Source organism: Bremerella sp. TYQ1 (assembly GCF_020150455.1).
Taxonomy (GTDB): Bacteria; Planctomycetota; Planctomycetia; order Pirellulales; family Pirellulaceae; genus Bremerella; species Bremerella volcania_A.
On the sequence record NZ_CP083740.1, the window covers coordinates 203,079 to 225,845 of the forward strand.

At 55.6% G+C, this 22,767-nt stretch carries 19 protein-coding genes and 1 tRNA gene; 12 read left to right on the top strand and 8 right to left on the bottom strand.

The features are described from left to right. Positions 1-56: 56 nt before the first annotated feature. The 3 genes from LA756_RS00760 to LA756_RS00770 all read left to right on the top strand — a co-directional run bounded on the left by LA756_RS00760 (position 57) and on the right by LA756_RS00770 (position 2,443). A complete protein-coding gene (locus LA756_RS00760) occupies positions 57-1,004 on the top strand; it encodes a DUF1559 domain-containing protein (RefSeq protein ID WP_224437978.1) in 948 nt (315 codons plus the stop codon). A 60-nt stretch (positions 1,005-1,064) separates the two neighbouring features. Next, positions 1,065-1,457 (top strand): hypothetical protein, encoded by a 393-nt coding sequence (locus LA756_RS00765; protein WP_224437979.1) that lies wholly within the window; start codon positions 1,065-1,067, stop codon positions 1,455-1,457. Positions 1,458-1,618: 161 nt separating this feature from the next. Beyond that, positions 1,619-2,443 (top strand): DUF1559 domain-containing protein, encoded by an 825-nt coding sequence (locus LA756_RS00770; RefSeq protein WP_224437980.1) that lies wholly within the window; start codon positions 1,619-1,621, stop codon positions 2,441-2,443. On the opposite strand, the gene LA756_RS00775 is transcribed toward LA756_RS00770, so the two are convergent. After that, entirely contained in the window at positions 2,440-3,459 is a 1,020-nt protein-coding gene (locus LA756_RS00775; RefSeq protein ID WP_224437981.1) for a hypothetical protein, read from the bottom strand. The genes LA756_RS00770 and LA756_RS00775 overlap by 4 nt on opposite strands. A gap of 456 nt (positions 3,460-3,915) precedes the next feature. Further along, positions 3,916-4,485: a DUF1802 family protein gene (locus LA756_RS00780; protein ID WP_224437982.1), complete on the bottom strand. Its 570-nt coding sequence runs from the start codon at positions 4,483-4,485 to the stop codon at positions 3,916-3,918. Between the two features lie 167 nt (positions 4,486-4,652). Here LA756_RS00780 and LA756_RS00785 point away from each other — a divergent pair, with 167 nt between their 5' ends. The 3 genes from LA756_RS00785 to LA756_RS00795 all read left to right on the top strand — a co-directional run bounded on the left by LA756_RS00785 (position 4,653) and on the right by LA756_RS00795 (position 9,625). After that, on the top strand, positions 4,653-7,940 hold the full coding sequence (locus LA756_RS00785; protein ID WP_224437983.1) for a PSD1 and planctomycete cytochrome C domain-containing protein: 3,288 nt from the start codon (positions 4,653-4,655) through the stop codon (positions 7,938-7,940). Between the two features lie 45 nt (positions 7,941-7,985). Continuing rightward, positions 7,986-9,371 carry a DUF1501 domain-containing protein gene (locus tag LA756_RS00790; RefSeq protein WP_224440450.1) on the top strand — a complete coding sequence of 462 codons (1,386 nt, stop codon included), beginning with the start codon at positions 7,986-7,988 and terminating at the stop codon, positions 9,369-9,371. Between the two features lie 181 nt (positions 9,372-9,552). Continuing rightward, positions 9,553-9,625: transfer RNA gene (locus LA756_RS00795), tRNA-Lys, on the top strand. A 67-nt stretch (positions 9,626-9,692) separates the two neighbouring features. Here the strand turns inward: LA756_RS00795 and rsmH are convergent. Then, entirely contained in the window at positions 9,693-10,580 is an 888-nt protein-coding gene (gene rsmH, locus LA756_RS00800; RefSeq protein WP_224437984.1) for a 16S rRNA (cytosine(1402)-N(4))-methyltransferase RsmH, read from the bottom strand. A gap of 484 nt (positions 10,581-11,064) precedes the next feature. Next, complete coding sequence (locus tag LA756_RS00805) at positions 11,065-12,162, bottom strand: glycosyltransferase (RefSeq protein WP_224437985.1); 1,098 nt, start codon at positions 12,160-12,162, stop codon at positions 11,065-11,067. A gap of 153 nt (positions 12,163-12,315) precedes the next feature. Between LA756_RS00805 and queA the strand changes: the two genes are divergently transcribed. From queA to LA756_RS00825, 4 genes are all read left to right on the top strand, one after another. Beyond that, positions 12,316-13,362: a tRNA preQ1(34) S-adenosylmethionine ribosyltransferase-isomerase QueA gene (queA, locus tag LA756_RS00810; protein ID WP_224437986.1), complete on the top strand. Its 1,047-nt coding sequence runs from the start codon at positions 12,316-12,318 to the stop codon at positions 13,360-13,362. A gap of 260 nt (positions 13,363-13,622) precedes the next feature. After that, positions 13,623-14,243 (top strand): phosphoesterase, encoded by a 621-nt coding sequence (locus LA756_RS00815; RefSeq protein ID WP_224437987.1) that lies wholly within the window; start codon positions 13,623-13,625, stop codon positions 14,241-14,243. 74 nt (positions 14,244-14,317) lie between these two features. Further along, positions 14,318-15,526: a cysteine desulfurase family protein gene (locus LA756_RS00820; RefSeq protein ID WP_224437988.1), complete on the top strand. Its 1,209-nt coding sequence runs from the start codon at positions 14,318-14,320 to the stop codon at positions 15,524-15,526. Between the two features lie 163 nt (positions 15,527-15,689). Then, positions 15,690-16,022, top strand: a complete 333-nt coding sequence (locus LA756_RS00825) for an iron-sulfur cluster assembly accessory protein (RefSeq protein ID WP_224437989.1) — start codon at positions 15,690-15,692, stop codon at positions 16,020-16,022. A 227-nt stretch (positions 16,023-16,249) separates the two neighbouring features. Here LA756_RS00825 and LA756_RS00830 read toward each other — a convergent pair whose 3' ends face one another. The 3 genes from LA756_RS00830 to LA756_RS00840 all read right to left on the bottom strand — a co-directional run bounded on the left by LA756_RS00830 (position 16,250) and on the right by LA756_RS00840 (position 19,336). Beyond that, the gene (locus LA756_RS00830; RefSeq protein ID WP_224437990.1) at positions 16,250-17,308 is read right to left on the bottom strand and encodes a linear amide C-N hydrolase; all 1,059 of its coding nucleotides are present in this window, start codon (positions 17,306-17,308) and stop codon (positions 16,250-16,252) included. Between the two features lie 169 nt (positions 17,309-17,477). Further along, positions 17,478-18,098 carry a hypothetical protein gene (locus LA756_RS00835; protein ID WP_224437991.1) on the bottom strand — a complete coding sequence of 207 codons (621 nt, stop codon included), beginning with the start codon at positions 18,096-18,098 and terminating at the stop codon, positions 17,478-17,480. Between the two features lie 263 nt (positions 18,099-18,361). Then, a complete protein-coding gene (locus LA756_RS00840; RefSeq protein ID WP_224437992.1) occupies positions 18,362-19,336 on the bottom strand; it encodes a phosphoglycerate dehydrogenase in 975 nt (324 codons plus the stop codon). A gap of 119 nt (positions 19,337-19,455) precedes the next feature. Between LA756_RS00840 and cbiE the strand changes: the two genes are divergently transcribed. Continuing rightward, the gene (gene cbiE, locus LA756_RS00845) at positions 19,456-20,712 is read left to right on the top strand and encodes a precorrin-6y C5,15-methyltransferase (decarboxylating) subunit CbiE (RefSeq protein ID WP_224437993.1); all 1,257 of its coding nucleotides are present in this window, start codon (positions 19,456-19,458) and stop codon (positions 20,710-20,712) included. Between the two features lie 134 nt (positions 20,713-20,846). Next, positions 20,847-21,659, top strand: coding sequence for a PIG-L family deacetylase (locus LA756_RS00850; RefSeq protein ID WP_224437994.1), 813 nt, complete (start codon positions 20,847-20,849; stop codon positions 21,657-21,659). Here the strand turns inward: LA756_RS00850 and LA756_RS00855 are convergent. Then, positions 21,617-22,573: an RluA family pseudouridine synthase gene (locus LA756_RS00855; RefSeq protein ID WP_224437995.1), complete on the bottom strand. Its 957-nt coding sequence runs from the start codon at positions 22,571-22,573 to the stop codon at positions 21,617-21,619. The two genes, LA756_RS00850 and LA756_RS00855, sit on opposite strands and share 43 nt — an antisense overlap. Between the last annotated feature and the right edge of the window lie 194 nt (positions 22,574-22,767).

Below are 22,767 nucleotides of genomic sequence, written 5' to 3' on the forward strand. Positions count from 1 at the left end.
TACCGGCGGCGAAAATACCACTGATAGCTATTCGCTACTGCTTCAAGGATCGCATCATGCATTATCGTAGGGCGGGTTTCACGCTCGTCGAACTTCTGGTCGTAATTGCTATTATCGGGGTGTTGATTGCCCTGCTGTTGCCGGCGGTGCAGCAGGCCCGCGAGGCGGCACGGCGAATGACATGCTCGAACCATCAAAAGCAATTAGGTTTGGCACTTCACAACTATCACGACACGCACCGAGTCTTCCCCCCTGGGGTGTTTGCCGATGGTCTTAACGACGCGTTGAATACTCCTCCGCATTCCATGTCCTGGATGCCGACGCTGCTGCCATTTCTGGAGCAAGCGGCCCTTCACGATCAGCTTCAGCCCTTTATGGAGTCACGAAATTCCAATGCGTTTCCGAGCGACTTGATGAACACCAAGATCGAAATGCTCATGTGTCCTTCCGATCCGAATCGGGGGCAAACGGGAGAAGTTCACGGAACGGCCGATCCACCGCCAGACTATAACGACGGCTTCCATGGCAACTATTTGCTCTGCAATGGCAACGAAGAGATTACGACAACGACCGACAACAATGCCACCGGCATGTTCTACTATCTCTCCGATACCGACTTCTCGTCTTGCACCGACGGTACGGCAAATACGGTGATGGCCGCTGAGATTTTGTTGGTTCCTTCCAACCGCTCAGGGCTACGCGACTGGCGCGGACGTTATTACCGAGCGGACCATCTCAGCAGCATTTTCAGTACGCGTCTTCCTCCTAATACGACCGCCGCGGATCGGATGCGCACATGCCAAAGTAGTCCTGAAAGCCCCACGTACGCGCCTTGCGTCTGGGACACGAACACCCAGGTAATTTACGCACGCAGCCAGCACCCCGGCGGCGTCATGATGACATTGATGGATGCCAGCGTGCAGTTCGTTTCAGAGACGGTGGATACGCAAACGTGGCGAGATTTGGGAACGCGTTCCGGAGGGGAAGTGCCCGGCGAATACTAACGGACTGGATCACCTCGTTTCACAACTTATTGACCGTATTCGTTTGCAGAAAGAATTAACATGCGAAATCAGTGGCATGCTTTCTCGATAGTACTCACCGTGGCAGCTTCACTTGGGCTATGTGGTTGCGGAGGCCCGTCCGAGATTGTCGTTAACGGCACCGTTACCTACGAGGGCGAACCGGTCGAGAAAGGAGAGATCCTTTTTATTCCGGCGGATGGAACTGGATCGGTGGGAGCCGGTCCGATTACCGACGGAAAATTCTCGTTCGTCTCCGATCCTGGCGAGAAGAAGGTAGAGATCCGTGCGAACCGAATAAGCGATAAGCCGGCGCCGGATGGATTGCCAAACTACGTGCCGTACATTCCCCCAAAGTATAACACCAATACTTCCCTTACCGCCTCGGTCGAAAACAAGCCGGAGAACACGTTTACGTTTAGTCTCGAAAAGTAAACCTTTCGAGGGTTGCAAAATTCGTGCATCTCGAACTATGCCGGAAACGTGTTTTCCGGCTTTTTTATGCGCGCACGGATCGACTCACAATTTGCTCGTCAACGGTTGAAGTGGCCGTTACCATAGATCGAGCTTGTTTGGCCTGATAAAGAGTCGTTTGTATGCCTAAATGGTTGTTGGTGTTCGCCGGTGGGGCGGTTGTTTTGGTGCTCTTGGGCTTCTTGTCTGTGGCCGTTTACCAGGCTCGAGAAGCGGCGAGGGCGAACGACTGCCGGAATCATCTGAAGCAAGTTGTCTTCGCTTTGCACAACTATCACGACACTTATATCAGTAAGTTTCCGCCGACAGAGATGGACGAAAACAGCTGGAGGATACGCGTGAACCCAATGATGGTTTCGTCAGCGTTTTATTCGATGTATCGTCTAGAGGAACCGTGGGACAGCGAATGGAATAGCACGCTTGAATTTCGCAGAATTGACTACGATATGTCACCCAAACATCGTTACAACAAGATCGTGCCTACCGACGACATGGTGAAAGAGATCGATCCGGCAGCAACATCCTTTGCATACGGTTGGTGGCAATGCCTTGCCGATTCCGCCCAGAAGTCGACGCATACATCGTATCTAATGCTTGTTGGCCCTCATGCGTTTGGATTGGCCAATGATGCGCGTTCCTTTGATGAAATTACTGATGGGGCATCGATGACAATCGCCGTGGGCGAGACGACGGGGCGCGATATTTCGTGGCTGCAGCCGAAAGATTTTGACGTGGAAACGATGTCGTTTGCGATCAACGACCCCGGAACACGTTCCCTAGCGAGCCACCACTCCGGCGGACCGCAGGTTGGTATGGTCGACGGTAGCGTGATTCAACTTTCCCCAGAACTGCCGCCGGAATTGCTCCGTGCGATGATTACCATCAATGGTGGCGAGAAAATCATCGCTGACGAAAACACTCTCGGCGGGTATCGCTCGGAACGTTAACTCGTTTCCGTTTCGGCTGGGGCCGTTCTTACTTCGCCCAGCGGACGAAAGCCGTAAGTTTTTGTTTCCGGTTCGATGACAAAGTCGTAGCCGAGCCAGAACATCACGCCGACACCCAGGGCCAATAAGCTGAACAACCCCAGGCCGGCCGACACCAGATAGTTGGCCACTGGATTGGTCGTGGAATCTTCGACGAGGCCTTCCAGCAAAATGGTGGCGTCAGGGTGGTTAGGCACTGTCTTGATAGGAACTTCGGTGGCGTCTGCTAAATATTCGTAGTACGCCGGAGTGACTTCCTTGTTGTGAATTACCGACTGACCGTCGTCCGAGGTGACTTCAAATTCGATGCGCGTGGTGACGCCATTGGGAGCCAGAAAGCGGCGGACGATCGGGGCGGTGGATTCAATGCCTTGTTCGGCCAGCAGTGCGTCGACTCGTTGCTGGTCGATTGCCGTAGTGGTCATAAAGACCGATCCGGCGATCATAAACGCGGCAAATGCGAACGCCCCCAATGCCTGCCAGCGAGCCTTTCGGCGGTGAAGCGTGCTTGACCGCTCTGGATTTTGCGAAGCGACTTGTTGCTTCAATATGGTGACCAGGTCTTCGTAGCCTTCGACGACCGACGGAATACGTGCGATCCGCTTTCCTTCGACATTCATTACGTCCAGATACTTCTGCTGCTGAATACCAGCTTCGCCCTGCGAGACCATCCCGACTTGTTCCCAGGGCGTGGTGACGACGTTGTTTCCTTTGATGGTCGAGATGCCTTCTTCGCCAACGCTGATCTCTTGCGGAGCTTTGGCCAAATTCCAGGCATGCGTCAGTAGCGAGAACGCAATAATGGTCGGAACCGTCGACATCATGTGCAGCGTGATCTGCCCCTGCGAGGTGAACAGATTGATCACGAAACCGATCACTGCGACGAAAATCAGCGCGACACCTCCTAAAGTGAAGAGGGCCACTTGGTTTGAGTTATCGCTGGCGAGACGAAACGTCCGCGAAGAAACCTGGGGCATGAGAATGTTCTCACGTCGAAGGGGGCTGCAGGGTAGTTCGGAAGCGGAGTCCGGATTACACCACATGCCGGCAAGAGATGCTACCAAAAAAGAGAACCCCGCAAATTCGCTAGGAACTTGCGGGGCCTCATTGGTAGCCTGATCGGATTCTCAGAAGAGGTTCCGACAGGGAATGTGGTTGCCTACCGGCAACCCGCCGGTAGCCGTTAGGCAGAGCCACCTCTACGGCAAATACAGACAGATTCCACTGGAACACCTCCTTTCTACTAAAGCTCACCTTTGGTTGGACAGAACGCCGTGTAGAGCCAACCGCCGGTCTTCAGTAATGCCGCGATGCGTTATCGCGACCCTTCGGTAAACTTCACTTTGAACCATGAAATCTTAATTGGCAAGACCAATTTTCAATTCACGTTTCGCTGTGAACGCCCCCTTAGGACAGGGCAATGAATTGTAGGTTCACGCCCTCAGCGAGGAAAGTAGCAAATTTTTTCGGACCGCAAACGATTGCTCGTCTACGATCGGTTCGTAGTGGCCCATTTCCAGCGGGGCATCAAGCTCGACCCAACTCTTGCAGCCGGCCATCGCTTCGGTCGGCATAACCGTTACCGGCGTGGAAACCTCATACGCTCGTACCACTAAAAGGTGGATGCCCGGGCTGCGATAATGAAACCGCATCTGCAGCGCTTCGTGGTTTAAGATCTGCTCGAACATCGACGCCGCCAGCTTCGCTTCGTCTTCCACGTAAACGGCATCGGTCACTTCGCAAACCAGGCTCATCGTCACCTCGGGGGAAGTCGCCGGCTGCGTGAACTCCGGGTGCTCTTTCAAAAGCTGTTGACCGAGCGAGTTCAGCTTCGCCCCGGCCTCGTGGAAGTGTGTCGGATAAAGCCAGAACCGATCCTTCGGCAGCTCGAACTCTCCTTCCGGTTCCGAAATGCCCCCTTTGCGGGCCAAGACAATCTGTTGACCACGACGGATGGCCTCGCAGACGACGTTCCACTCTTTCAGGGCAAGTTGACAACTCATATCGAAGGTCGTCCCTTCCTTTTAAGGACCGATTACGCAGCTTTAAATCGACGTAAAGTCAATCTGGCCGCCGAATTAATGTGGCATAACGCGCAGCGACTTGCTAAGTTTGAACGTAGCACTACTCACCCCCTCCCGCCTCCGCTGACCTACCTGCAGAAATGATAATGATGGTGCCACAATCCGTAAGGACTGCGTTCGCCGCGTCGCTACTGCTGCTTATGTTGTCTGGCAGTGGGCAAGCTGCGGAATTGGAACCACCCACGTTCGATGCCGCTCAGCTCGAATTCTTCGAGAAGGATATCCGACCTATTCTGGTCCAGCGCTGCTACGAATGCCATGGCCCCGATTCGGATGCCCCTGGCGGCGGGCTCTATCTCACCTCCCGCGGAGCCATCCTCGATGGCGGCGATAGCGGCGAAGCCATTGTTGTCGGCAAGCCGGATGAAAGCTTGCTGATCGAATCGATTCATTACGACGGCATCTACCAAATGCCTCCCAAGTCGAAGATGCCTGCCGACGAAATCGCCAAGCTCGAGCGTTGGGTCAAGTTGGGCGCACCCTGGCCGGCCGGCGAGGAAAGCAATACGCCCAAGAAAGAAGTCTTCGACATCGAGCAGCGCAAAGCAAAGCACTGGGCCTGGCAGCCGGTTCAGCGGCCAGAACTGCCAGCGGTGAAAAACGAGGTCTGGCCTCAAGACCCACTCGATCGTTTTATCTTGGCCAAGCTCGAAGAAGCGAAACTCGCTCCCAACTCTCCTGCAGAAAAGACAACCCTCTTGCGCCGTGTCTACTTCGATCTGATCGGCTTGCCGCCGCAGCCGGACGAAGTGAAAGCGTTCCTCGCCGATTCGTCGCCTGACGCGTTGGCCAAAGTGGTCGATCGCCTGCTCGCTTCCCCTCGCTATGGCGAACATTGGGGACGTCATTGGCTCGACCTCGTGCGTTATGCCGAATCGCGAGGACACGAGTTCGACTACGACATTCCCAACGCCTACGAATATCGCGACTACGTTATTCGTTCGTTGAACGAGGACATCCCGTACAACCAGTTGGTGATCGAGCATGTCGCTGGCGACTTATTGAAGGAGCCCCGTCGCAACAAAGAAGCGGGCTACAACGAGTCGGTCCTTGGCACCGGGTTTTGGCATCTGGGAGATTGGGTTCACTCGCCGGTCGATATCCGCAAGGACGAAACCGACCGCTTCGACAACATGCTCGATGTGATGAACAAAGCGTTTCTCGGGCTGACAGTCACATGTGCGCGTTGTCACGATCATAAGTTCGACGCCATTTCTCAGGCCGACTACTATGCCCAAATGGGTTTCCTTCAAAGCTCTGCCTATCGCCAGGTTCGCTTTGAAACGGCCGAGCACAATCAGCAAATCGCTCAGGCTCTCGAGTCGCTTCGCGAAGAGTTCCAAAACAAAGCAGTACAAGCCTATCAGCAAAGTATCGACCAAGCGGCTGAGCGCTGGAAGAAAGAACTGCAAACGCCTGAGTCGGCTTGGAATGTCGCACTCGCGAAAGCAGTTCAGGACGGAAAACATCCGCTCCACTTCTGGGCCAAGTATCTTGCTGCCTCTGCCGAACAACAGCCAAGTGTTTTGGCCGCAGCCAAGAACGTAATGGACAAGCAGCAAGCCGACGCCGCTGCTTACCGGGGGCAGATCGTTCACGACTTTGCCCGACTTGTCCCCAATCAGTGGCGAACCGACGGCGTCGCCTTCGGTAGCCAGCCTCGTGCCGCCGGCGAATTTGTCTGGGACGTATCATCACCTCCGTCACTGCGAGGCGTTCGTACCGACGGCGCGGCCGTTTACGACACGCGTTGGAGCGGACTGAAAATCGCGAAGGGTGTTCAGGATGACTTCGGTAAGACACGAAATTGGAATCGCGCCGGGCGAACGCTGAAGACACGTACGTTTGATTTAAGCGATGGCCGGATTCATTATCTCGTCAAAGGGAGCGGCAGGGCTTTTGCGGTGGTCGACTCTCATCGTCTCGTACAAGGCCCGCTGCATGGAGCGACTGTGAAGGAATGGAAGTCGAACGACGCCGGTCAGATTCGTTGGATCACGCACGACCTTCGCGACTACCAAGGGCACGCCGTCCATGTCGAGCTGACACCGATCGATAACCAGCCGATGGAAATCTTGCAGATTGCCGAAGGGGAAACGCACCCTCCACTGCCAGCACCGCAAGTTGCGTCGGCCGCTTCGCTACAGCCGTCGGAAAATGCCATTGGTTCGTTGGTCGAGGCATTGAAACAAGCTCCGCATTCTGCCGACGGCGCCCCGCTGGCCGATTGGCTGGTGCGTCATTGGGACAAGCTGATGCCAGAGAAAGCGAACCCATTCGATGCGTTGGCCCAGCAGTACCGAGAACAATCGGACGCGATCATGGCCAATGCCAAGTGGGCGTCCCGCACGGCGCCTGGGATGTGGGATAACTCAGCCGAGAGCGAATATCTGCTGATCCGAGGGAACACGCTCAACCCGGCCGATCAGGTCGAACGGCAGCTGCTCACCGCCATTCAAGCGGAGTCTCAGTCGTACGACGCTCATGGGAGTGGTCGCTTGGAACTCGCCCACCAGATGATGCATCCCGACAATCCGTTTGCCTCGCGTGTGGCGGTCAATCGAATCTGGCACTACCTAATGGGACGCGGGATCGTTCGCTCGGTCGATAACTTCGGCGTGCTGGGCGAGCAGCCGACGCATCCGGAATTGCTTGATTATCTGGCGAGTGAATTCGTCGCCGATGGTTGGTCGTTGAAACGAATGATTCGTCGGGTCGTGTTGTCGCAGACCTATCAAATGTCGTCCGTGCAAGCGGGCGCCGCGGAAGAGCAAGATCCGAAAAACGATCTGTTTCATCGTACGGAAGTAAAGCGTCTGACCGGCGAAGCGATTCGCGACAGTTTGCTTTCTGTCAGCGGGAAGCTCGACGAAAAGATGTATGGCCGCAGTGTTCCTGTCCATCTGACATCGTTCATGCAAGGACGAGGCCGACCCAGCAAGAGCGGTCCCGTCGACGGCCAAGGTCGCCGCAGCGTGTATCTTGAGATTCGGCGGAACTTCCTCTCTCCGATGATGCTGGCCTTCGACACGCCGCAGCCGATCACGACGATCGGTCGTCGGAACCAATCGAACGTGCCGGCCCAGTCGTTGATATTGCTGAACGACCCCATGGTGATCGAGCAGTGCGAGCATTGGGCGAAAAAGGCCATCGCCGAAACGCCCGACGATGCCCACTTGCGGATCGAGCGAATGATTCAGGAAGCGTTTTCGCGGCCACCGACCGAGGCGGAGCAAGCGTTGGCGCTACAGTTTCTTGATTCGCATGCGAAGACACTAGGCGTCGATCCGAATCAGACGCTGGCATCGGTCGAGCTGTGGCGTGACCTGGCCCATGTGTTGGTCAACGCGAAGCCATTCATTTTTGTTCGTTAGTCGCGGAGAGATCGCGTGAATTGTTGTTCTTCTCAACAGGGCAAGATGAGTCGTCGGCAGCTGCTTTCCAGCGCCGCGTGCGGTTTCGGTTCGTTGGCACTCAACTGGATGCTGCATCGTGACGCGACCGCAAGTGAACGCTTGGGACTGTTAGGGTCACCCCATGCTGCTCCGAAAGTGAAGAGCGTCATCTTCTTGTACATGGATGGCGGTCCTTCGCAAGTCGATACGTTCGATCCGAAACCGCTGCTGAAGAAGTACGACGGTAAGCCCTTTCCGGCTAAGACCGAGCCGACGCAGTTCAACAATTTGGGTGGAACGCTGGCGAGCCCCTGGAAGTTTCAAAAGCATGGGCAAAGTGGGATCGAAGTCAGCGAGCTGTTTCCGAATGTGGCCAAACATGTCGACGACTTGGCCGTGATACGTTCGATGACGTCGAACTTCTCGGAACATACCAACGCCAACTATTTCCTGCACACCGGCAGTGGATTGCAGGGGCGCCCCAGCATGGGAGCGTGGACGACATACGGCTTAGGCAGCGAGAACGATAACCTGCCGGGCTTTGTGGTGCTCAACGGTGGTTTGATTCCGCCTGGCGGGCTCGATAACTTCAACAGCGGATTCCTGCCGGCCGCATTCCAAGGTTCGATCTTCGCCGCGAACGATCCGCCGGTGGCGAACATCAAGTCGCGCGATAAAAGCCCTGCGGCGCAGCGTAGCAAATTGGATTTGCTGGAGAAGCTCGATCAGCTGACGCTTAATCAGGTCGGCGTCAACGACCAGATGGAGTCGGCGATTGCGAACTATGAACTTGCATTCCGGATGCAGTCGGCCGTGCCGAATCTTATGGACCTCGCTGACGAAACGCCGAAGACGTTGGAAGAGTATGGCTTGAATCATTCGTACGACAAGACCCAGATCTTCGGCCGGATGTGTTTGCTCTCGCGACGTCTCGTCGAGCGAGGCGTTCGCTTTGTCGAACTGACGGTCCCGAACGTGGGACACGATCGTTGGGATCAGCACAGCAATCTGAAAGATGGTCACGAGAAGAATAGCCTGGCCGTCGATCAGCCGATTGCCGCGCTCCTGGCCGACTTGAAACGCCGCGGGATGTTGGACTCGACGTTGGTTGTCTGGGGAGGCGAATTCGGAAGGACTCCCTTCGCCCAAGGAAAGAACGGCCGCGACCATAATCCGTTCGGTTTCACCATGTGGATGGCCGGCGGCGGCGTGAAGGGGGGAACCGTTTACGGCAGCACCGACGAGTTCGGGTACAAAGTGCAAGAGAACCGCGTCGAGATCCATGATCTTCATGCCACGATTTTGCATCTGCTGGGAGTCGACCATGAACGGCTCACGTTCCGTTTTAGCGGCCGAGACATGCGACTTACGGACGTTCATGGGCATATCTTGCACGATATCCTCACGTAGTTTGCGCGAAGTTTGCGCCTAATCGCGTGAACTTTGCGCCGGCATTGCGGTCCTTCAAGGAAGCACGAAAGGACCCACTTCGGCAGCAAAACGGCAAATCGTCACCACTTACGGCGAATGAGTGCCAAACGGCCCCTTGACAATCGACCCGTTCCGGCGGAAACTGGTTCCCTTCCCAAACGAGACTGTAGCTCAGTCGGTAGAGCAACGGACTTTTAATCCGTAGGTCCAGGGTTCGAGCCCCTGCAGTCTCACTTTAAAGCATTTCTGTGCAAGCATTTAAGGCGATTTCAGCAAACGGCTGACATCGCCTTTTTTCGTTTAGATGCGCTCGGCAACACGCAGCTTGGCAGTCCGGCTGCGAGGGTTCGCGGCGATTTCCTCGTCGGTGGCCGTGATCGGCTTTTTCGTCAGCCGATTCAATCGAGGATCTTCCAAGAAAGCTTGCTTCACAGGTCGATCTTCCAGCGAATGGAAGCTGATAATCGCCAATCGCCCGCCAGGCTTCAGGCGGTCTGGAAGCGTCTCTAAAGCGGTCTCCAGGGACGAGAGCTCCCGATTTACGGCGATACGCAGCGCTTGAAACGTACGCGTAGCCGGATGGATCCTACCGCGTCCGCTGCCGGCACTTGGGGGATAGCAGCTGATCACCACGTCAGCCAGCTGCTTTGCGGTCTCGAACGGCGTTTCCTTGCGGATATGGCAGATCTTCTTAGCGATGCGGCGACTAAGGCGTTCCTCGCCGTTCTGATAGATCAAATCGGCTAGATCTTTCTCTTTCAGATGATTCACCAAGTCAGCGGCTGTTTTCTTGTCGCGCAGATCGAACCGCAGATCGAGCGGCCCGTCCGATTCAAAGCTGAAGCCGCGGTCATCGTCGGCCAGTTGATCGCTCGAAAGCCCGAGGTCCAATAGAATTCCGTCGACTCGATCGACTTCCAGTTCGTCGAGAATCTTAGGGATCTCGACAAAGTTGGCATGAGCAATTTTGACCGGCAAACCGGCCAACGTTTCTTCGGCTCGCTTGAGCGGTATCACGTCGCGGTCGACCGCAATCACGAAGCCTTCGTCGCCGAGCTTTTCGGCCATCATCCGCGTGTGCCCACCACCTCCGAGGGTACCGTCGACGATGACTTTGCCCGGTGCCGGGTCGAGCCACTGCAAGACTTCGGCGGGCAGAACAGGGACGTGAATGGTCGGTGCGGCCATGGATTCGTTCAGTAAAACTCGGGCAAAACGTCCAGCTTACCCAAGCCAACCGCCCCCGGGCAGGGCGGGAAAGAAAAAATCCGTCGTGGCGCATCCGTGCCCCAAATCGACGGATCTTGTGGAGTCGCCGCTGCACTAGCGACTTCACAGGGCTTGCCCGACCCGGCTTCAGTCTTTGAATCCGTGATGACATACGTCTCCCGATAGTGGCCTGATCGGGAAGAGCGACATCGCGCGGAGCAAGCTTCGGACGTAAGAAAATATTGCTTAGTTGCGAAGTTGTTATTTAGCAAAACATCAACAATCGATGTCGCTTGATGAGCATGTGATTGAGGATATTCGGCGACGAAAATTCGTCAATCCAGAAATGATTACCGCGGCAATGCTAGCGTGTGAGGGCTAGCGTGGGTAACGTTTGGCCGTCGTAAGGGTTGCGAGGAATCCCCCCGCTGGAAAAAGTTTTCTGGATTACAGAAATGGCGTGCTAGCGTTTGCGGCTGGCGCTGGAAGGTAGGTTGTCCAGCATTGTTTCGTAAGAATGCAGCATCTGGCGAAGTGAGAAGTGGGCTTCAATCTGTTGACGATTCGCCACGCCTAATTCCTGGCGTAGTGCTGGTTCTTCCATTAGGTCGACCAAATCAGTTTCGCCAGAAGCGATCTGTTGAATCGTGTAGACCTGTCGAGCGAGGGAGTCGGGTAAAAGCTCGTCGACCCCTTCCACGTCCGTGGTAATGACGGGAAGGCCATGGGCCATAGCTTCGATAAGAGCGTTAGGCATCCCTTCCCAGCGAGAGGTAAGCAGATAGACTTCCGCATCGCGAAGCCATGCCGACACATCCGGCTGCCATCCCACAAGCCGTACCTGGTCTAAAACGCCGTGCATCATGGCATCGGATTGGATTGTGTCACGATCTTGCCCATCGCCAACGATCACCAACTCCCACTGCGGAAATTTCGGAAGCACTACGGAAACGGCAGCAAGCATCGACGAATAGTCCTTTTGCGGATCAAGCCTTCCCACGGCGATCAAGCGGTGTTTTCGATCGACTGGCTCAGCATAGGTGGTGGGGGTGATCGTGTCGGTGTCGATGCCGTTGGGGATGACGATTAATTTAGGAGCGTCGACGCGAAGTGTCTCGGCTGCGAATCGCCGCACGCCGTTGCTAACGCACAGGACACGATCGGCTGATTTCGCGGCCCATGTTTGTAGCTTTCGTCGCCAGGTCCCTTGTTCGACAACGCGAAGCGACTGCAAGCGCTGCACGTTCATCCCTCGTGAAGCGATCGCGGCGACAATGTTCGCGTGAAACAGAAAGCTCCACACAATATCGACTTCCGCTTTGCGTAATAGCTGTTTGAGTTGTGAGATAGCCGAGAAAAACTGCCATTTCGTGCGGCAGTTCAGGAACGTGAGCGGAATGTTGGCTTCTTCCAGTCGACGAACCAAAGCATCTTTCGGAGGTTCGGGACGCGGGGCCAACGCGACCACTTGCACTGCGTACTTGCTGGGATCAAGCCCTACCGCGACATGGGCCACGCAACGCTCCGCACCGCCCATGCCTAATTCGGTGGTGACTATCACGATTCGCTTTACGGCATTTGGCATAAGCGTTGGTAGGTATTCGGGGACTTGGCAGGCCTAGTCGACATCCCCGCAGGCGACGTATACTCAACCATGGACGACACAACGGACGGACGTCGCCCATGCATGTATCTAACGAGTTTTGCGAGTTCTATGACCAATATCGACCAGTACGACTACCATCTTCCTTCCGATTTGATTGCGCAGCAACCTTTGGAAAAAAGAGCCGACGCGCGACTGTTGGTGGTCAACCGGAAAACCGACGAGATCTTGCATCAGCATATCCGCGACTTACCTGAGTTTCTTTCGGCGGGGGACTGCTTGGTGTTGAACAACACCAAAGTCGTTCCGGCCCGTTTGATGGGGCGACGCGTGAACACCGGCGGGCGTTGGCAGGGGCTATTCGTCGAGACCGATGCCAGCGGAAATTGGCTGGTTCTGGCGAAAACTCGCGGCAAAATCCAGCCCGGCGAAAAAGTCGTTCTGGAGAACCGAGAGGCCCGCGAAGATACGGAACTAGAGCTTTTGGCCAATCTTGGTGGTGGCCAATGGGCGGTGAAGCCGTTGACTGAAGAATCTCCTTTCGACGTGCTGCAGCGCGTCGGCCGCGTACCGTTGCCACATTACATTCGTGGCGGCGAGATGATGCCGGAGGATTGGCAAGACTATCAGACTGTTTTCGCGGAAACGCCAGGGGCGGTCGCGGCTCCAACGGCCGGATTGCACTTCACGCACGAACTTCTCAATAAGATGAGCGGCCAAGGCGTTGATCGGCAATTTGTGACGTTGCATGTCGGCATGGGAACGTTTCGTCCGATTGGCGTCGAGAATATCGACGAGCACGAGATGCACTTCGAATATGGGGAGATCGGCCAGGAAACGGTCGATCGGCTGGCCGAGGTCAAAGCCAACGGAGGGCGTGTTGTTTCGGTCGGCACAACCGCGACGCGCGTCTTGGAAACGGCTGCCGCCGAGGGGACGCTGCAGCCTTGGTCGGGAAAGACGAACTTGTTCATCAAACCGCCGTATCAGTTCAAAGCGGTCGATGTGCTGCTGACCAATTTTCACCTTCCCAAATCGACGCTGCTGATCCTTGTACGGACGTTTGGAGGGGATGAATTGATCCGCCGGGCCTATCGCGAGGCGATCAAGGAAGAGTACCGGTTCTACAGTTACGGCGATGCGATGCTGATCCTGTAGGGTCCCTCTGAAGAGCGGCATGCCTTTGATTGATCTCGCCAATCTGGGGGATTTATTGATTTCTCGCGGAATTAGCGTAAGAAACCGACAATTTCGGGCAATTTATCGGTAGGCTAAGGAAGACCCAAGCAAGCGCGGCGCGTGCCGAATTCGAGAACAAGCATAGTGCCGCAAAGGGGTGTCGAAAGCGTGATAGCATTGCGTTACGATAATCCCGAGAATCATCCCCTAGACCCCTTGGCATGGAAGGGAAAGCCAATATGAGTATTGCGGAAGTTGAACAGGTCCTGGTGGTTCCAACCGAGAAGTTTCACGAGATCGGGCAGTTCCAAGGGTTCCACAACGACGTGTCGACCTATTTAGATCAACTGCTGACTTCCGAGCAGATGAGCTTCCGCCCACGCGACATCATGGAAAAGTCGCCAGAATTCAAGCAGTTGATCCCTTACGTCATCTTTGAATACAAAGACGATCAGGGGACTCAGCACGTCTTTCAGTACGTTCGCGGTAAAGGGCAGGGCGAATCGCGTCTGCACAGCAAACGCAGCGTTGGTATCGGCGGGCATGTTTCTTCGGAAGATGCTCCGAGTGGCGATTTGGATCCGTTTCAGGAAGGCATGCGACGCGAGTTGGCTGAAGAGGTTACCTTCACCGCTCCGCACGAAATGGTCTGTGCCGGGCTGATTAACGACGACGAATCGGAAGTGGGCAAAGTTCACCTTGGCGTGGTTTATCTCTGCAAGATCGAACGCCCTGAAGTGATGCCGAACGAAGAAGACATTCTGGACGCCGGCTTCCGTCCGGTCGACGACATGCTGGCCCGACTCGACGAATTCGAGACCTGGTCAAGTATGTGCCTGGAAGCGATTTACGGCAAATAATTGCCGAGCAACGCGCGACGTAAATTGCTGCGTCGCTTCGCTTGTACGGCAATTGAGTACAATGGTGGCCGAGCTTGTTTCGGTCCACCAACGATGCGTCACGAATGCCGATCTACTTCGATAATCACGCCACTACCCAGGTCGATCCTCGCGTCGTCGAGGCGATGCTGCCGACGTTTGCTGAGGCTTATGGCAATCCTTCCAGCGTCGGTCATTCTTTCGGCGAAGTGGCGAAAGAGCTGGTATCAGCGGCCCAGCAAACCATTGCTTCGGCCGTTGGGGCGGATGCGGCGGAAATCGTCTTTACCAGCGGAGCCACGGAAAGCAACAACCTGGCAATCGGCGGCGTGCTGACCCAGCGACGGCGTCGTGGAAATCACGCGATTACCGTCACGACTGAGCACAAAGCGGTGCTCGATCCGCTTGAGCAGTTCGAGCAGCAAGACATTGAAGTAACAAGACTTACGCCACGCCAGGCGGGTGATCCACTGGCCGGAATGCTCGATCCCGAGCAAGTTCGCGAGGCGATTCGGACTGACACAGCCCTCGTTTCGGTAATGCTCGCGAACAACGAAATTGGTGTGTTACATCCGATCGTCGAGATCGGCCGAATCTGCAAAGAGCAGGGCGTTCTGTTGCACTGCGACGCCACTCAGGCGGTTGGCAAAATGCCGGTAGATGTGCAGCAACTGGGTGTCGATCTGATGAGTTTTTCGGCCCATAAGATCTACGGACCGAAGGGCGTCGGCGGGCTTTATGTCCGTAAGTCGAGCCCGCGTGTACGGTTGCAGCCAGCTATTTTCGGCGGCGGACAGCAGCGAGGCCTACGGAGCGGGACGCTAAATGTCCCAGGAATTGTCGGTCTGGCCGAGGCCGTTCGCCTCGGCGTGTCAGAAATGGACCAAGAGTCGAAGCGGCTCGAGCTGCTACGTCAGCAGCTTTGGAGCGGCTTGAATGAGCGAATTGAGGGGCTGCATTTAAATGGCCCTGACTTGGATCGGCCGGAAGCTCGTTTGGCCGGCAATTTGAACTTCGCAGTGGATAAAGTCGATGGCGAATCGTTGATGATGAATGTCCGCGAAATCGCCGTATCAAGCGGCTCAGCTTGCACTTCGGCGAATCCTCAGCCGAGCCACGTGCTGAGGGCGATAGGGCTTTCGGAGGACCTCACGCGAAGCAGTTTGCGATTCGGGATCGGTCGGTTCAATACGGCCGAGGAAATCGATTTTGCCGTTGACGTTGTCGCCCAGGCGGTAGATAAACTGCGGAAGCTGATTGCCTGAACTGGCTTGCGGCAGGCCGTACCCTCGATTTTTAGGGTAGAATAGGCAATAATGGGGTGTCGATCCTCGGTGAAAAAATTTGCACCCTTTCCCCGTTTCGGGGCATCGATAATAATAAACACATACGAGTTTGCGTTAATTTAACGTCTGGAGTGAACAAAACATGGCAGTCGTCATCACCGAAAAAGCGGCCGGCGAAGTCAAGCGAATCCTGGAAGATCAGAAGCACGAAGCGGACACCAAGCTGCGTATTGGCATCACTGCCGGCGGTTGCAGCGGCTTCTCGTACAGCCTGACGCTGACGCAAGACTTCGACCAAGAAAAGGACTCGAAGTACGATTTCCACGGCGTCGAAGTCGTTGTCGACAAGAAGCACGCTCTGTACCTCGACGGTACGACGGTCGACTTCTACGACGGTATCGATCGTCGTGGCTTCGCATTCAACAACCCGAACGCCACGCGTAGCTGCGGTTGCGGTTCGTCGTTCCAAGCGTAAGCTTCGGCCGACTCGCATCGCTCGCAATTTAACGTGCACAAAAAACGCCTTAGCAAATCTGCTAAGGCGTTTGTCGTTTCTTGTCGTGAACGCCCCGGTTCGGCGCAAGGTTCAAGCGTTTTCACGCAAAGTTGTTGTACACTTGGACAATACTTCGTTACAATTTATGTAACACGCGGCCGGGGCGAAGTTAAGGGGCATGGCTGCCTCCTTATTTTGGTCCATTCTTAGAACGGCGCCGCTTCCAGCTTGTGGAACTTGGTCGTCACGTTGCCGGAAAGCTCGAGCGTGTCATGGTACGGATCGATTTCCAGGACTGGGGCACCTTCGGCGAAATCGAGTTTCTTCAAGTTAATCCAGATCACGCTGGGGCTGGTCGATAGCTCGAAGAAGTATCGCTTGTTAGTCAAATCCATCGCCGTGCGATACTCGGTGTTGTAAACGCCGAAGCTCTTGTAAGGGGCACCGAAAGGGACCGAAACGTTTCGGGCAATCGCCAGCACGTTAGCAATCGCCTGGCGTTCATCCTTCGGCTGCGGCAGCAAGTTCAGATAGTACGTTGCACGCTGGAATCGATCGCGTGGGTTCACGTTGCCTGGCAGTGGCATGTCGCTGCTCGGTTTCGAGAAGTCAAGCTTCGACAAAAGCTTCAGCTGTTCGTCGTACGTTGGGTCGTTGGTCATCACGCGGAACTGTTTGCCATGATGAACGACCGGTTTGCCGTCGATGTATTCGATGATGGCCGAATCGCCGTTGGCGTCTTCAATGGCCAGGTGCAGCGTCGCTTCGCGGCCGTGAGCTTCGACGAGAACCACTTGAATTTCGTCGTTAAGCGCGACGGCTTCTTCCACCGTCTTGGCGTTGTCCAATAAATACTGAGCCCACAAACCGGCATGTACGCCTGCTTTGGTGGTGTCGCGTTCGCCGTAGCTGGTCGCCGTCAGGTACAACGCATGCACGCCAAGCCCTTCTTCGTTCATCCCGTCGACGGTTCCGATGCCGTAAACGGATGTGATCACGCTGCCATACTTCGACGTCCACTTCGCTGCGTTCTCGGCCACAATCTGGTGACCTTCCAACTTACCGCCGTCACGCTGGATGCCTTTAGGAAAGACCAACAGCGTTGGCTCGGTCGATTCAGGCCAGTCCATCGTACGAGACGAAACCACGGCAAAATCGTTGTTGTTCCACAACACACGCGAGCAAGCCATCACCGTCGGCGCGGCCAGCAGCGGAAGCATAAGGGTCGTTACCAAAAAACTGAGCGATTCAAGTGAGATCGTCATCGTCTATTCTGCCCATCGAGAAAGTGAGTGAACTAAGTATCGAAAACTTACCCTCTAAATAAGGTCACGCTTCCAAGATCAAAACGAAATCTTGATGAATCCTCGCGAAGGTTACCTCCTTCACATTTTGGCCGCTCGATTTCTCTCCGATTCGCCTTTGCCGATGCTGCTATGGTGGGGCATCATCCGGTTCATCCAGTTTTTTCGCAAACTCTCGCATGTCATCTAAAGTCACCACTCCAGCTCGAAGGCCCTCGGTGAGCGTTTGCAGCAGTTCCACATAAAGATCAGGTTCGTCAAGCTTCTGCTCATAACCTTCGGGATCGAAATGCTCCAGATAGGTCAACGTCTGATGGATCTGCGGCAGCAGCGGCTCAAATTCGGAGACATGCTTCGTGATGTAATCTCCCAGGACATCGGAAATCTCGTCGCTTTGGCGAGAAAGCTCTTGCTCCAGTTCTCCGACGTTGGCCAGGCTATAGAAAAAGTTCCAGCGGACATATCGCTGCAACTCGCGACCAAGCGATGGATAGCCAAGCTCTTGCAAATAGGTAGGGAATGTCTTCTTGCACGGGAGACGCAGCAAGCCACTTAAACCGGAGTTGCTCAGGAATCCTTTGGTTTGAAAAATGATATGAACGAGCCGAAACGTTCGAGGGATGGACGAACGGTCTTCGGTTACCGCATCGTAGCCGTAACGGTCGTCGATCGCACAAACGACACAATCGGCGAGCTCCCGTTTCGAGAGCTTCGCAATGATCGTCGGAAAGTCGTGGAGCTTAGAAGTCATCGAACGCTCCTTATGCGTCGTTAAATCACTCGCCTCAGTCGCCATGCCGACATCCGCGTGGGCATGGCATCGACATTTCGTGAACCTATTTCATTGCGTTGCGAAAGTCCATTCAAGTCTGTTTTTAGTGTTCTTTCTGTTGAACGCTAAGGCATGCCGACGAAGACGACGGCATGGCACCGGGCGTGGATGACTTGTTTTTTATGTTGTCAGGACATGCCCACGCGGACGTGAGCATTGCACCCGGGGATTGGGGTGGCTTGTTACCATTTCCAGTTGGGTTGGACTTCAGGGTTGAGGATGTTTCCAGCGGGCCATTTGCCTTGGTAGAGGTCGATGACATTTTGGGCGGCGGTAACGGGGACGTCTTGGAAGGCTTTGTCATCGGCGCCGGCGATGTGTGGGGCGAGGACGACGTTGTCTAGTTGCAACAGCGGGTTATCGGTGGGGGTTGGTTCTTCCGCGAAGACATCGAGCCCGGCTCCTAACAGTTGGCCAGATTTCAGCGCCTCGATCAAAGCTGCTTCATCGACATGGCCGCCGCGACCGGTGTTGATGAGGATCGCGCCACGTTTCATTTTGGCGAGGGTCTCGCGATTGACGATCTTCTCGGTCTCAGGCTTCAGCGGCGCGTGAATACTCAGCACGTCCGACTCGGCCCAAAGTTGATCGAGCGAAACGAGCTCGACATTCGCGTGCGGCGTTCCAGAGGGAACGTAGGCGATGACTCGCATCCCGAGTCCATTAGCCTTGTCAGCCACCGAGCGTCCAATCGAGCCGAGGCCTAGCAGGCCGATCGTTTTGCCGGCGAGCCTGGGAAATGCGGTATAACCCCAGCGTCCCTCAAGAACCGCTTGATGGCGTCGGACGACATCGCGTGAAACGCCGAACAAGAGTGCGAGCGTTTGTTCGGCGACCGATTCCTGCAGCACGCCCACGGTACGAGTGACAACGATATTGTTTTGCGTGGCTGCCGGCACATCGATCGCGTCGAAGCCGACCCCAAACCGAGAAACAACGCGGAGGTTGCTTCGCTCGAGCACTTCCGCCGTGTAGGGTTCCATGCTGCAGATGGTCGCTTCGCAGCCGTCAAGCTGAGCCAGTAGCGTGTCGGCGTCGTTTAAGTTGTGCTGTTCTGGATCGATAAAACGAACGGTGAACCCGGCCTCGGTTAACAATCGGTAGAAATCGTGGTCTGTCAGGTGGTAGCTTGGGTTAGTCACGCAAACGGTTGGCATTCGTGCTCCTCAGGGGTTCGGCAAACAGTTCGTGGTGGGTGAACTTTCCCCGAGAGCCTGCATCTCGTAAAATCGACGCAAGTCTTTTCTACTTCAGACGCTTGGTAATGGAACAATCGGTGAGTACGTCTCCCAGAATATTTATCGTAGGAATTGGCGACGACGGTTTCGAGGGGCTGACCAGCCAATCGATGCGGATTCTCGGCGACGCCCAAGTCATCATCGGCAACCCTCAGGTGCTCGTGCACGTCGAAAAAGTTTCGGCGGAGAAAGTGCCTGTCAGTGGAGACTTAGGCGAGATCGTCGAAGCGATCGAAACGCACAACGACAAAGACGTGGTGCTGCTGACTAGTGGCGACCCGTTGTTTTACGGGGTGTCGAAGTATCTTTGCGATAAACTCGGAAAAGATCGCTTCCATGTCATCCCACATGTCAGCAGCATGCAGTTGGCGTTTGCCCGCATTAAGGAGAGCTGGGACGACGCCCACCTGGCGAACTTGGCCAACCAGCCGCTGGAGTCGGTCGTAACCGCGGCCCGCATTTCCGAAGCGATCGGTCTGTTCACGACCGAAGCGATTCCGCCGAAGGAAGTTGCCAAAACGCTGCTAGGGCACGATCTCGATTACTTCCACGCGTATGTGTGCGAGAATCTTGGTTCCCCGAACGAATGTGTCACGCAAGGCGACTTGAAAGAAATCAGCCAGCAAGACTTCGGTCCGCTCAACGTGATGATTCTGGTCCGCAAGCCAGACGTGCCGGATCGACCGATGTCGTTGGTCGGAAAGCGAAAGTTCGGCAACCCGGACGACGTCTTCCGTCAATCGAAGCCGAAACGTGGCTTGCTCACGCCGATGGAAGTCCGCTGCATCGCGCTGTCGTTGTTGGATCTGGGCGATTCGAGCGTGGTGTGGGATGTCGGTGCTGGGAGCGGAAGCGTGTCGATCGAAGCTGGCATGATCGCCGAAAAGGGTTCGATCTATGCGATTGAAATGGACGCCGAAGACCATGGTTTGATCCGCCGCAACATCGACGCATTCGGCGTGAAAAACGTTCAAGCGGTGCTTGGGAAAGCTCCAGATGCTTGGGCCGAACTGCCTGACCCCGATTGTATTTTCATCGGCGGCACCGGGCGACAAGTTCGTGGTATCTGCGAACAGGCCATTACCCGTCTAAAGCCAGGCGGGCGAATCGTCTGTAACCTTAGCAGCATCGAAAACCTGGCCGAAGTGCATCAGTATTTCGACGAAGAGATGGAATCGGCCAAAGTAACGATGGTGAACATCTCGCATGCGACCTATCAACTGGAACGCCACCGCTTCGAAGCCTCGAATCCAACGTTCCTGGTGAGTGCGAAGAAGCCGTTGAAGAAGGGCTAACGTTCACTACTAGGGGCTTCCGCCTCTGGCTATTTCCGGTCGCCCCCTTGGGGCTGGCAGGAGGTACTTCGTATAACCCCTCACCCTAACCCTCTCCCCTCGGGGGCGAGGGGACCGGAGTTAGAGAGACCACATTGACTGATGAGTTAAATGCGTCGACGGTGGATGTCGAAAACGAGTACCCGCAGATTGATGTTTTGGCGGTTGGGGCTCATCCGGATGATGTGGAAATCGCTTGCGGGGGGACGCTCGCGAAGCTGGCCGACATGGGGCATACCGTTGGGATTATCGATCTGACTAACGGCGAGCCAACGCCTCGTTCGCCGGATCCCGAAACGCGTCTGGCGGAAGCGATGGAGGCTGCGAAGACGCTGGGCGTGCAGAAGCGAATTGTGCTCGACTTGCCGAACCGGAAGTTGTTCGACACCTTCGAGGCACGTGTCGCGTTGGCGAAAGAGTTTCGCAAGTATCGCCCGAAAGTGGTCATCGGGTTTGGCGACCGTACGCCGATGGCTTCGCCTGACCATTGGCAGGCCATGCAGATTACCGACGCGGCCGTTTTCTATTCGCGGCTTACGAAGTGGGACGAAACGTTCGATCACTTGCCGGTCCACACAATCGGTCGGCAGTTGTACTACAAGATAGCCTTCGAGCCGATCAACAAGCTCGACGCGCCTGGCAGCTTCGTGCACGACATCACCGATTGTCTGGAGCGGAAGCTGGAAAGCATTCGCTGTTATCAGACCCAGTTCCCCGAAGAAAAAGCGTACGTCTTTGAACGCGTCAAAGGGGCAGCGATTTACCTGGGGGCGACCGCAGGGTACGGAGCCGGCGAGCTGTTCTATACGACACGCGCGATCGGTACGTCCGACATGATGCAGATGCTGTATCCTGACGACCGCGTCTATACCGAACGGTACTTGCGTAACACGACCAAAGTTGAGTGAAGATCTTCCGGCATCGGGGCTTCAAATTCGAGCGGTTCCCCGGTCACCGGATGGGTGATCTTCAGCCGCCGAGCATGCAGTGCGGTGCGTGAAAGGATGATTTGCTCGTCATCGGTTCGAGCAAGCTCGCCGAGCGTGATACGAGCGCGACTACCATAAGCGCGATCGCACAGCACGGGATGCTTGATGTGGGCCAGGTGCACACGGATCTGATGCGTGCGGCCGGTCTTCGGCATCACTTTGAAGACTGCGAAGCCGTCGAACCGTTCGGCCACTTCATAAAACGTCTGGGCTTCTTTAGCGGTCGGGTCGTCCCGCACGATCGACATTCGCTCGCGGTAGCGAGGATGCGGACCGATCGGTTCGTTGATCATGTCTCGGTCGCGATCGGGGCAGTTCGCGACGATGGCGAAATACTCTTTCTCGGTCGAGCGGTCGGCGAACTGCTGGGTGAGGGCCTCGTGGGCTTCGTTATGCTTCGCGATGACCAGCACGCCGCTGGTGTCACGGTCTAAGCGATGCACGATACCAGGCCGCGAAGCCCCACCGATATCGCTCAGCTGGCTGAACTTCGCCAGTAGCGCCGCGGTAAGCGTTCCGTCCCAATGCCCTTTGGCCGGGTGGGTGACCATGCCAGGCGGCTTGTTGATTGCCGCGAGGTGTTCGTCTTGATAGAGGATGTCGAGATCGGACTGCTCAGGCGTTTGCTGTTGCTGCCGGGCACCGATCTGCGGGAAGTCGACCACGTCGCCCGGGCGAAGCTTGTAGGAAGGCTTCATCGGCTGCTGGTTGATCGTGATTTGACCGCTGTCGATCGCCTCGCGAACCTGGGCACGGCTCGCCTTCTTGATCTGCTGCGTGACGAATTGATCTAACCGTTGTCCAGCGTCTGCTTTGTCGACCGTATATCGCATGGCTTGTGAGGCAGAAAAAGTATGATTCAAAATGAGCTAAGCCCTGTAAGGGCGGCCGATCCTGGAATCCTGCGATTCGGCCGCCCCTTCAGGGCTTAAGAGTCTTTCCGTTTGCTCAATACCAGGAGTTTCCACCCTGGCTATTTTCGGTCGCCCTTCCGGGGCTGCAAGATGCTGCGAAGCCTTACGATCGC